We start from the raw sequence: 339 nt of genomic DNA, 5'->3' as shown, positions 1-339 counted from the left end.
GTTTAAGTTTTCTGTTGAAATCACTCATAACCATGTAGCTAGAGCCACTACCTATACAAAATATACGACGAGCATTAATTATTTTATCGGCAAAAATATCAAAATCATCTTGATTAAGAATAGACATTGTTCGAGAAAATTCAACGCTAAGCTGTTCTTTTAAAGTAATAAAGTTAGAAGAAGTAGCGTTATTATTTTTAGCTAATTTTTTACTCATTTTTAAATCATATTTTAAATCGATAAATGTGTTATATCCCAACTTTTTACAAGCACGAATTACGGTAGAAGAAGAAACGAGAACAGCCTGTTTAATTTCTTTTAGAGTGGTATGTTCAATAT

Annotated in this window: 1 protein-coding gene; it reads right to left on the bottom strand. The window is 28.6% G+C overall.

All coding sequences use genetic code 11. The features are described 5' to 3' along the window. Positions 1 to 339 (bottom strand): MurR/RpiR family transcriptional regulator (locus tag AMS65_RS18440; RefSeq protein WP_162231734.1); only part of this gene is annotated, 339 nt, incomplete at both ends.

The sequence above is a fragment of the Leucobacter celer subsp. astrifaciens genome, assembly GCF_001273835.1.
GTDB lineage: Bacteria > Actinomycetota > Actinomycetes > Actinomycetales > Microbacteriaceae > Leucobacter > Leucobacter celer.
This window is presented reverse-complemented; position numbering and strand designations above follow the sequence as displayed.